The organism is Phycicoccus sp. Soil748 (assembly GCF_001428025.1).
In the GTDB taxonomy this organism is placed as follows: Bacteria; Actinomycetota; Actinomycetes; order Actinomycetales; family Dermatophilaceae; genus Pedococcus.
This window is the reverse complement of record NZ_LMSC01000007.1, coordinates 965,336-975,868: the sequence shown is the minus strand read 5'-3', so window position 1 is coordinate 975,868 and position 10,533 is coordinate 965,336. Positions and strand designations below refer to the sequence as shown.

Annotated in this window: 8 protein-coding genes; 3 read left to right on the top strand and 5 right to left on the bottom strand. The window is 71.8% G+C overall.

Annotation, left to right across the window (positions count from 1 at the left end; genetic code table 11):
- Positions 1–380: 380 nt before the first annotated feature.
- Entirely contained in the window at positions 381–1,568 is a 1,188-nt protein-coding gene (locus ASG70_RS12240; protein ID WP_056884018.1) for a S9 family peptidase, read from the bottom strand.
- On the bottom strand, positions 1,565–3,724 hold the full coding sequence (locus ASG70_RS18985) for an ATP-dependent DNA ligase (RefSeq protein WP_082590589.1): 2,160 nt from the start codon (positions 3,722–3,724) through the stop codon (positions 1,565–1,567). The genes ASG70_RS12240 and ASG70_RS18985 overlap by 4 nt, the downstream gene beginning before the upstream one ends.
- A gap of 138 nt (positions 3,725–3,862) precedes the next feature.
- Here ASG70_RS18985 and msrB point away from each other — a divergent pair, with 138 nt between their 5' ends.
- On the top strand, positions 3,863–4,288 hold the full coding sequence (gene msrB, locus ASG70_RS12230) for a peptide-methionine (R)-S-oxide reductase MsrB (protein ID WP_056884017.1): 426 nt from the start codon (positions 3,863–3,865) through the stop codon (positions 4,286–4,288).
- A 310-nt stretch (positions 4,289–4,598) separates the two neighbouring features.
- Positions 4,599–5,774, top strand: a complete 1,176-nt coding sequence (locus tag ASG70_RS12225; RefSeq protein ID WP_156399952.1) for a hypothetical protein — start codon at positions 4,599–4,601, stop codon at positions 5,772–5,774.
- A gap of 434 nt (positions 5,775–6,208) precedes the next feature.
- Here ASG70_RS12225 and hemQ read toward each other — a convergent pair whose 3' ends face one another.
- Both hemQ and hemG read right to left on the bottom strand, forming a co-directional pair.
- Positions 6,209–6,910, bottom strand: coding sequence for a hydrogen peroxide-dependent heme synthase (gene hemQ, locus ASG70_RS12220; RefSeq protein WP_056884015.1), 702 nt, complete (start codon positions 6,908–6,910; stop codon positions 6,209–6,211).
- 4 nt (positions 6,911–6,914) lie between these two features.
- Positions 6,915–8,345, bottom strand: a complete 1,431-nt coding sequence (gene hemG, locus ASG70_RS12215; protein ID WP_056884014.1) for a protoporphyrinogen oxidase — start codon at positions 8,343–8,345, stop codon at positions 6,915–6,917.
- 118 nt (positions 8,346–8,463) lie between these two features.
- On the opposite strand from hemG, the gene ASG70_RS12210 reads away from it, so the two are divergent.
- The gene (locus tag ASG70_RS12210) at positions 8,464–9,471 is read left to right on the top strand and encodes a DUF4349 domain-containing protein (protein WP_056884013.1); all 1,008 of its coding nucleotides are present in this window, start codon (positions 8,464–8,466) and stop codon (positions 9,469–9,471) included.
- Positions 9,472–9,480: 9 nt separating this feature from the next.
- Here ASG70_RS12210 and hemE read toward each other — a convergent pair whose 3' ends face one another.
- Positions 9,481–10,515 (bottom strand): uroporphyrinogen decarboxylase, encoded by a 1,035-nt coding sequence (gene hemE / locus ASG70_RS12205; protein ID WP_235531467.1) that lies wholly within the window; start codon positions 10,513–10,515, stop codon positions 9,481–9,483.
- Positions 10,516–10,533 lie beyond the last annotated feature (18 nt).

The window sequence follows — 10,533 nt, the reverse complement described above, 5'->3', positions numbered from 1 at the left end:
CCCCCGACGGACTCGTCGTCACCAACCGCCACGGCCTGACCATCCGACCACCCCGACCAGCCGACACCGCCCCCCCACCCGGCGGCGACCCCCAACCACCGCCCGGCACCTACCAGCCACCCTCCGGCGGACCCATCACCTGGACCGACATCGAGCTCCCACCCGACAGCCACCTCGGTCAGCGACGCCTCGTCGTTCTGCCACCACCCGATCGGGCACCCGAAGTCTCGCAAGGCCCACGGCCCGAAGCTGAACCTGAAACTGAACCGGAACCCGAGTTCGTCTCCTGGCTCGACGACCCCGCCAACCCCGACCGCGGACTCATCCGCGTTCTCTGACGCGGGCTCGGGCTCCGGGGGCCAACGCTCCGCGCGCGACGTCTAGCTGCTGACGAACTCGGCCACGGAGCGCTCCCAGCGGTCGGGGTCGACGTTCCACTCCTTGGTGTGCCGGGCGGTCTCCCAGCGCTCCATGGTCACCAGGTCCGGCCGGGCAGCCGCAAGGGCATGGGACGGTCCCACCGGCACGAACTCGTCGTCGACTGAGTGGACCACCAGCATCCGGTGACACAGCTCCCCCGCCCGGCTGACCCAGTCGGTCTGGGCGACGTCGAGGGGGTCGTGCACGCCGACGAGGCGCCGCGCCCAGCGCTTGCCCATGAGCACCCGGCTGAGGCCGCCGATCGGGTCGGGGATGCCGTGGATCCTGGCGTGGTGCCGCAGGACGTCGGTCCAGTCGACGACCGGGGCGTCGAGGACGACGTGGCTGACGTGGTCGGCGAGCCAGGACCGGCTGAGGGTCTGGAGCACGATCGCGCCGCCCATCGACCACCCCACCAGGACGAGCTCGCGGGCGCCTTGCTGGACGGCCCACAGCCCGGCGTCCTCGATGTCGCGCCACTCCGACAGGCCGAGGTTGTAGCGCCCGTCGGCGCCGCGCCGGGCACCGAGGTCGTTGCGGTAGGACGGGATGATCACGTTGACGCCCTGCTCGACCAGCGGTCGGACCGCGCGCAGGCCCTCGTCGCGCCGGGCTCCACGACCGTGCACGAGGACCGCCCAGCGGGTCGAGGGCGTGGAGGACCGCACCACCCACGCGGGCATCGTGCCCAGCTCGGTCAGGACGTCGACGTACTCCGTCCGCAGGCCGAGGGTCCGGTCCGGCGCACCGGCGTAGAAGTACTGGTTCCACCGGCCGAAACCCGGGGTGAGGTGACCGCGGTCGACGCCGAGCACCTCACGCCGTACGCGGCCCCGGTCCTCGTCGACGTCGAGGAGGTCGCCGAGTCGCGCGTGACCGGTCGACTGGTCGAGCCACAGCCCGTAGCGCCCCGGCATCACCGTCTCGGGGGTCAGCCCCAGGGTGACCACCCCCTCGTCGACGGCGAGGATCGAGGTGTCGTCAGGGCGCTGGCGGTCAGGGGTCAGCGCGCGTCGGGCGAAGTAGGCAGCCGCGCCCACCGAGGACACCGCAGCCGTCGCCGCCAGTGCCCCACCGGCAGCGCCCGCCACCGTCGCAGTCGTCCGCAGCGCGCCCCGCTCGCCGGCCCGGGTCACGGGGGCACTCATCGGCGGGACTCGCCGAGGACGTCGGCGAGGTCGAAGCTCACCGGCTCCTCGAGCTGCTCGTAGGTGCACGACCTCGGGTCCCGGTCGTCGCGCCAGCGCACGAACTGCGCGGTGTGGCGGAAGCGGATGCCCTCCATGTGGTCGTACTTCACCTCGACCACCCGCTCGGGCCGCAGCGGCGTGAACGACAGGTCCTTGCCGGCGTTCCACCGGCTCGTGGCCCCGCTGGTCGGTGTGCGCGTGCCCATCTCCTCGTTGGCCCAGGCCCACGGGTGGTCGTCGAACGTCGTGACCAGCGGCTGCAGCTCCTCGAACAGCTCACGACGCCTCGCCATGGGGAACGCGCCGATGACGCCGACGCTCATGAGCGAGCCACTGTCGTCGTACAGCCCCAGCATCAGGGAGCCGACGAGGTCGTCACCGGTCTTGTGCGTGCGGTAGCCGGCCACCACGCAGTCGGCGGTGCGGACGTGCTTGATCTTGAGCATGGTCCGCTTGTCCTGCTCGTAGGTGCCCGACAAGGGCTTGGCGATGACCCCGTCGAGCCCGGCGCCCTCGAACTGCTCGAACCACTCCCGGGCCACCGCCGGGTCACGGGTGGCGCGAGTCAGGTGGATGGGGGCCTCGACATCCGCGAACGCCTTCTCCAGCAACGACCGCCGCTCCTCGAACGGCCGTCCGGTGAGGTCCTCTCCCCCGAGCGACAGCAGGTCGAACGCGACGAACTGCGCCGGCGTCTCGACGGAGAGCTTCTTCACCCGGCTCGCCGCGGGGTGGATGCGCTGCTGCAGCGCCTCGAAGTCCAGCCGGTCCCCCGACCCGCCCACCACGACGATCTCCCCGTCGACCACCGCCTGCTCCGGGAAGTTGTCGAGCACCGCCGAGACCACCTCGGGGAAGTACCGCGTCATGGGCTTCTCGTTGCGGCTGCCGATCTCCACCGACTCTCCGGAGCGGAAGATGATCGACCGGAACCCGTCCCACTTGGGCTCGAACAGGTAGTCGCCCTCGGGGATGTCCTTCACCGGCTTGGCCAGCATCGGCGCGACCGGCGGCACCACGGGGCCCCACTGCTCACGCAGCTCGGCGTCGCGGTCGGCCTTCGGTGTCATGTAGTCCTCGTCGGTCTTGTCCTTGCGCCGCTTGCTCGGCTGCACCCGCGGCGGCTCCCCCGGCATCTTGGGGTAGTCGGGCGGGAAGTTGAGCTCCCCCAGCCCACGCTCGTGGATGTCCGCGTCCCACAAGGCGATCGCGCCGGTCACGTCACCCACCGCCTGGTCCATGTCGGCCCACGCGTCACCCGACGCCGCCAGGATGCCCGGCACCGTCCGCACGGTGAACTCGCCCGGGTCGACGCCGACGAGCTGGTCCCAGCCCAGCGGCATGCTCACCGGTGCACCGGGCAGCGGACGCGGGCTGTACGCGGACGCGATGGTGCGGTCGCGGCACGCCTGGTTGAAGTCCACGAACACCCGCTCGCCCCGCTCCTCCTTCCACCAGGAGGAGGTGACGAGGTCGGGTAAGCGGCGCTCGAGCTCGCGCGCGATACCGATCACGCCGTGGCGCACGTCGAGGAACTCGTGGGTCGGGGCCACCCGGACGAACACGTGCACCCCGCGGTTGCCCGACGTCTTGGCCCACCCGGTGAGGCCGATCTCGGTGAGCAGCTCGCGAAGCGCCACCGCCGCCTCGACCGCGTCGACGAAGGTGCGCCCCGGCTGGGGGTCGAGGTCGATGCGCAGCTCGTCGGGCCGGTCGACGTCGGCGGTGCGCACCGGCCACGGGTGGAAGGTGACGGTGTTCACCTGCATGCCCCAGACCACGGCCGCGGGTTCGTCGACCACGACCTGCAGGTGCCGGCGGCCCGACGGGTAGGTGCACATGACCGGGGTGATGAAGTCGGGCATGCCCTTGGGCGGGTTCTTGGTCCAGAACTCCTCGCCGGCGATGCCGTCGGGGAACCTCTGCAAGGTCACGGGGCGGTGGCCCAAGGCGTTCATGAACCCCGCCCGCACGTCCACGGCGTACTGCGCGAGGTCGAGCTTGGTGATGCCGTCGTCAGGCCAGATCAGCCGGTCAGGGCTGGAGATCCGCACCTCGCGCGCGTCCCCCCAAGGCCCCTCGGGCACCTCCACCGTCGTCGCCGCTGCCGCCATGGGCCGACCCTATCCGGCGGGTGTGCCAGGCACCCGGGAGAATGGGGCGGCGACCCCTGCGACCCGTCCGGGACCATTTCCGCGGCCGGCTGCGTTGCACAGGGCGTGAGACTCAACCGAAGGAGCCGTGACGTGAGCATGGAGAAGACCGACCGCACGTACGCCGTGTCCAAGTCCGAGGACGAGTGGCGTGCCGAGCTCAGCCCGGCCGAGTACCAGGTGCTGCGCCAGGCTGGGACCGAGCGGCCCTACGTCGGTGAGTACACCGACACCAAGACCGAGGGCGTCTACGCCTGCCGGGCCTGCGGAGCCGAGCTCTTCACCTCGGGCACGAAGTTCGACAGCCACTGCGGCTGGCCGTCCTTCTACTCTCCGCTCGCCGGTGACAGCGTCGAGTACATCGAGGACGTCTCGATGGGGATGAAGCGGGTCGAGGTCCGCTGCGCCAGCTGCGGCAGCCACCTCGGGCACGTGTTCGAGGGCGAGGGCTACGACACCCCGACCGACCAGCGCTACTGCATCAACTCGATCTCCATGACGCTGCGCCCGGCCACCGAGGCCTGAGGCAAGGACGCTGCGGGCACCGCGGCGGGCGCGACCGGGTCGAGCCCGCCGCGTCGTCGTGTGCTCGTCGTGGTGTGCGCGTCGTCGAGCCGTCACTCGTCCCGCCAAACGCGTAGCCGCGCGGACCGCCGGTCGTCCCTATTGGGTACGGCGCCGACTCGTTGACACCGACCTGCCCGCAGCGGACCGTGACGGGTGCCGTGCACCCCGCAGCAGTGGGGTGCACCAGAGCGTCAGTCGTGCGGAGACCTTGACGCCGGCACGTCGAAAGGGGTTCCCCGTGAATCCACGAATGCGTAACCAAGGCAGAGTGGTTGCAGCTCTCGCAGCACTGGCGACGGCACTGTTGACCGGTGCCACCATGAACGCCACCGGGGCTGCGGCGAGCGACACCACCACAGCGAGCCAGCCCACCGCGGCCTGCTCGGCACCAGCCGCCACGGGCAGCGCCCGGTCGAGAGGTATGACGCGGGCGGTCTCGGCATCCACCGGGTGCGCCACGTCGGCCAGGTCCTCCTCCACCGCGACACCGCCGACGAGCACCGCCAGCGACCCGGCGGTCGGCACCCCGCCCCTGCTCTTCCACGGCGGCCCCGTCATGGGCACGAAGCAGACCGGCCCCCTGTTCATGACACCGATCTTCTGGGCCCCCGCCGGCCACCCGATGGACGCCTCGTACACGTCGATCATCCGCCGGTACCTCGGTGACGTGGCGGCCGACAGCGGGAAGCACACCAACGTCTACTCGACGCTGAACGAGTACTACGGCACCAACGGCGCGATCCGCTACAAGATGAAGCTCACCAAGGCGGTCCTCGACACGGCTCCCCTGCCGGCCGACGGCTGCACGGTCGCTGCCAACGACACCGCCAACATCTACGCGGACCTCACCGGCTACGACGCCTGCCTCGACGACAGCCAGGTCATCGCCGAGACCAACCGGGTGGTGGCGAGCAAGGACCTCCCGGTGGACTACGGCCACATCTACGTCATGTTCCTGCCCAAGCACGTCGAGTCGTGCTTCTTCGCCGGCTCGACGCTCACCTCGGCCAACGCCTGCACCATCAACCACCAGCCGAGCGCCGCGTACTGCGCGTACCACAACCAGGACACCGGGCGGGGCACCGTCTACGCGAACATGCCGTTCCCGGTCTACCTGTCGCCGGTCGGCTACACCTGCGGGAGCAACGCCCGTGGACACGGGATCATCGAGTCGCCGAACGGCAACCCGGACGCCGACACCGAGATCAGCCCCACCAGCCACGAGATCATGGAGGCGGCGACCGACCCCGACACGGTCACCGGCTGGTACGACAGCAACGGGTACGAGAACGGCGACGAGTGCGCCTATGTCTACGGGACCATGAGTGGCACCGCGGGCAGCCGCTACAACCAGGTCATCCACGGCCACCAGTACCTCACCCAGGAAGAGTTCAGCAACAGGGACTTCGCCCTCACCGGGCGGGGATGCCTTCCCTATGAGTGACCTCAGCGACCTGAGTGACCTGACGGCACGACGCGACGCCGCCTGACGGCGCACTGTGCACGCGGGGGCCCCGGACCCGTCCTGGGCCCCCGTCCAGGCACCGGTCGTCCTGACGTGGGAGCCGCACCTCCCACATCAGGACGACCGGTGCCGGAACCGCGGGTCGTCCTCCCACCAGGGACGGTCCGACACCGGTTCGCGGTCGAGACGGGGGGCCCACGGCGACAGCCTCCGCGCGGTCGGCCCGCACCCAGGCGGCCACCGTCGCAGCGAGGAGCGGCAGTGGGGTAGCCGGTGGACAGCACCACAGCAGCCAGAACCCGACGGCCGACACGACCCATCCGGTGAGGAGGTCACCCGGTGCGAAGCTGCGCACCCCCGGAGCCTCACTGCCCGGGTTGCGAGGGCGCCGAGGAAGCCGGCGCGCGGTGGTGTCAGCGCAGGGACGCGAGCAGGTCGCCGACCTCGACGCGGCGACCGGTGTGGAACGGCACCTCCTCGCGGACGTGCAGCCGGGCGCGGGAGGCCCGCAGCTCGCGCATGAGGTCGACGATCCGGTGCAGCTCGTCGGCCTCGAAGGCCAGCACCCACTCGTAGTCGTTCAGCGCGAACGAGGCGATGGTGTTGGCCCGCACGTCGGGGAAGTCGCGCGCCATCTGCCCGTGCTCGCGCAACATGTCGCGGCGCTCCTTGTCATCGAGCAGGTACCACTCGTAGGACCGCACGAACGGGTAGACGCAGATGAAGTCCTTCGGCGTCTCGTCGGCGAGGAACGCCGGGATGTGGCTCTTGTTGAACTCGGCCGGCCGGTGCAGCGCGGCAGCCGACCAGGTCGGCTCCAGCAGGTGCCCGAAGTCGGTGCGCAGGAACGCGCGGTAGGCAGCCTGCACGTCCTCGATCTTCTCGGCGTGCCACCACACCATGAAGTCGGCCTCGGCCCGCATGCCCCCGAGGTCGTAGAGGCCGCGGGTGACCACGCCCTGCTCCTCGAGGTCGCCGAGCAGCGCCTCGACCTCCTTGGCCATCCGCTCACGGTCGTCGCCGAGCGGTGCCGTCACGCTGAAGACGGACCACATGGCATACCTGATCGAGGCGTTGATCTCGCGGATCCGGGACGGGGTGGGCTTGCTGGTCATGCCGTCATTCTCCGCCTTCTCGATCGGCGGCGGACAGGTGGGTCAACACCGCCCGGGCGGCGGCCCGTCCGGTGCCGATGCAGGCCGGGATCCCGACCCCCTCGTACGCAGCGCCGGCCAGGGCCAGCCCGGGCAGCTCGGCCGCGGCGGCGCGGACCCGGGCGACCCGGTCCACGTGCCCGACCGTGTACTGCGGCAGCGCCCCGCCCCAGCGCTGCACGTGCGCGTCGAGCAGGCGCGGCAGCTGGTGGCCCAGCGCCTCGCTCACCTCGGCCACCGCCACCGCCACGAGCTCCTCGTCGGGACGCTGCAGGTCGGACGTCTCACCGAACCGCCCCACCGAGGCCCGTAGGAAGGACAGGTCGTCGGCGACCTCGGAGGTCCACCCCCACTTGGTCGAGGAGAACGTGCTCGCCTTGATGGTCCGGCCGTCCACGGCCGGCACGAGGAACCCCGAGCCCGGCAGCGGCGCGCGCCCGGGCCCGCCGTCGACGGCCAGCGTCACGATCGCCATCGAGGCGTACTCCACCTCACGCAGGGCCGCACTCGCGTCCGGGGCGTGCGGCTCGAGCAGCCGGGCCGTCGCCGACGCGGGGGTGGCGACGATGACCGCGTCAGCCGCGAAGCGCTGGGGGTCGGGCCGCGGGCCGGCCACCACCAACCACCCGCCACCGTCGCGCACGAGCTCCCGGGCGATCGTGCCGCTGCGGATCACCACGCCCTGCGAGCGCAGCGACTCGGTGAGGACCTCGGCGAGCCGCCCCACTCCCCCGTGCAGCCCGGCGAAGACCGGTGCCGACGACCCTGCCGACGACAGGGCGGAGGCCTCGGCGGCTGTGCGTGCCGCCTCGGTGAGGCTCGTGCCCTGCGCCACCGAGGCGTAGACCTGCGGCAGGCAGGCACGCAGCGAGAGGCGCCGCGCCCGGCCGGCGTAGACGCCGGCGAGCAGGGGTTCGACGAGCCGGTCGACGACAGCGTCACCGAGGCGGCCGGCGACGTAGTCACCGACCGAGACGTCGACGCCGTCCTCGGGTGACCACGCCTGCTCGTGCTCGGCCCGGGCGACCTCGTCCGGCGTCAGCACCCCGAGTGCCGACGATGCCGGGGACGGGATGCCCATGAGGGTCCTGCGCGGCATCGGGTGCAGCTGGCCGCGCGACCAGATGCTCGCCGACGTGGTCGCCGGGTGCACCACGGCGTCCTCGAGCCCGAGCTCGGCCATGAGGCCCACCGCCTCGGGCCGACGGGCGAGGACCGACTCGGCGCCGACGTCGATGGGAACCCCGGCAACGGGTTCGCGCCGCAGCTTGCCGCCGGGCCGGTCCGCGGCGTCGAGGATCGTGACCTCGGTGCCGGGAGCCGCACGCACCAGCTCCCAAGCGGCAGCAAGCCCACTGATCCCGCCACCGATGATGACGACTCGTGATCCGACCATGGCCACACCCTTTCAAGATCGTGACGGTTTCGACACCACCGGGTGGGAACGTCGGGCCCCCGGGCGCAGTCGCACTGTCATCACTGCTCGCCCACCGACGTTGACCTCGGGAGTCGCCATGTTCCGTGATCGTCCGCCCCACACCGTCGCCGGTCTCGCGGCCGTCCTCCTCGCCTCCGCCGCCCTCGCGGCGTGCAGCAGCGGCTCCGACAGCAGCGCGTCGTCAGTCGCCGGGCGTGCAGCCGTCGCCCCGTCCCCTGCCGACGGCGGCGCCAAGGCCTCGAACGGCGGCTCCGGGAGCGATGCCGCCGGCAGCTCCGCCGGAGCACCCGAGAGCGGGACCGGGAAGCCCGCAGCCGGGTCCGGCACCACCGTGAGCCAGGCCTCGCTGCAGGCGGCGCAGGAGTCGCTGGCGCGTCGGGCGTCGGTGGCGTTGCAGGTCAAGGACATCGGGCAGGCAGTCGCCAGGGTGCGCGCCGTCTCCGCGGCCGCAGACGGGATCGTGCTCTCGGAGAACATCGGCACGGTGGCCGGCGACACGCCGGTCCAGCCCTCGGCCCGGGTCACCGCCACCACGTACGGCGAGATCACCATCTCGGTGCCGTCGACGAAGCTGGATGCAGTGGTCGCCGACCTCGCACAGGTCGGCACGGTGATCCGCTCGACGAGCTCCAGCGAGGACGTCGGCTCGCAGATCGTCGACACCCAGTCGCGGCTGGAGACCATGCGCATCAGCGTCGACCGGGTGCGTGGCTACCTCGCCGATGCGAAGGACCTGACGCAGACGGTCGCCATGGAGGCCGAGCTGACCCGTCGCGAGGCGGACCTCGAGGCGCTGGAGGCGCAGCTGGCCTCGCTCAAGGGCAGTGTGGCGCGGTCGCCGGTCCAGGTCAGCCTCACGACGCAGCCTGACGTGATCGTCCCGAAGAAGGCCGACGACACCGGCTTCCTCGCCGGCCTGCGCAGCGGCTGGCACGCGTTCGCCGGCTCGGTCACCGTGGTCCTCACCGTGGTCGGTGCGGTGGTTCCCTTCGCGGTGCTCTTCGCCCTCGTGGGGCTGCCCCTGTGGTGGGTCGTACGGCGTCGCCGCCCGGCTCCCGTCGCCCCGGCGACGCTGCCGCAGTAGGGAGTCCGCTCAGCGGGCGCCGACCTCGTGCACCAGCTCGACGACGCGGGTGAGCACGTCGGGGTCGGTCGAGGGCAGCACGCCGTGGCCGAGGTTGAAGATGTGGCCGGGAGCCGCCCGGCCCTCCTCGACGATGGCGCGCACCTTGGCCTCGAGCGCCTCCCACGGCGCGAACAGCAGGGCGGGGTCGAGGTTGCCCTGCACCGCGTACCGGCCGTCGAGGCGCGCCAGGGCGTCGGTGAGCGAGACGCGGTAGTCGACGCCGACGACGTCGGCCCCGGCCGAGCCCATGGAGGCGAGCAGCTCGCCGGTGCCGACGCCGAAGTGGATCGTCGGCACGTCGCGACCGGAGACCGCCGCGAGCGCGGTGCGCGAGTGCGGGAGGACGTACTGCTCGTAGTCGGCCCGCGGCAGGGCGCCGACCCAGGAGTCGAAGAGCTGGACGGCCGAGGCACCCGCGGCGACCTGCACGTCGAGGAACGCCCCCGAGACCTGCGCCAGCCGGGAGCACAGGTCGTGCCACAGCTGCGGGTCGCCGTACATCAGGGCCTTGGTGTGCTCGTGGTTCTTGCTCGGGCCGCCCTCGACGAGGTAGCTCGCGAGCGTGAACGGCGCCCCCGCGAACCCGATGAGCGGCGTCGCGCCGAGCTCGGCCACGAGCAGGCGCACCGAGTCGGTGATGTAGGGCACGTGCTCGGGCGTGAGCTCGGGCAGGCGGTCGAGGTCGGCGCGGGTCCGGAACGGCTCGGCGACGACGGGCCCGACCCCGGCGACGATGTCGAGGTCGACCCCGACGGCAGCGAGCGGCACGACGATGTCGGAGAAGAAGATCGCGGCGTCGACGCCGTGCCGGCGGACGGGCTGAAGCGTGATCTCGGTGACCAGGTCGGGGCGACGGCAGGACTCGAGCATGCCGACGCCCTCACGGACCTTCCGGTACTCCGGCAGCGAGCGCCCGGCCTGGCGCATGAACCAGACCGGGGTGTGCGTCACGGGCTGCTTGCGGGCAGCCCGGACGAGGGCGGAGTCACGGGGGGAGGTCACGCGGGCAATCCTAGGCGG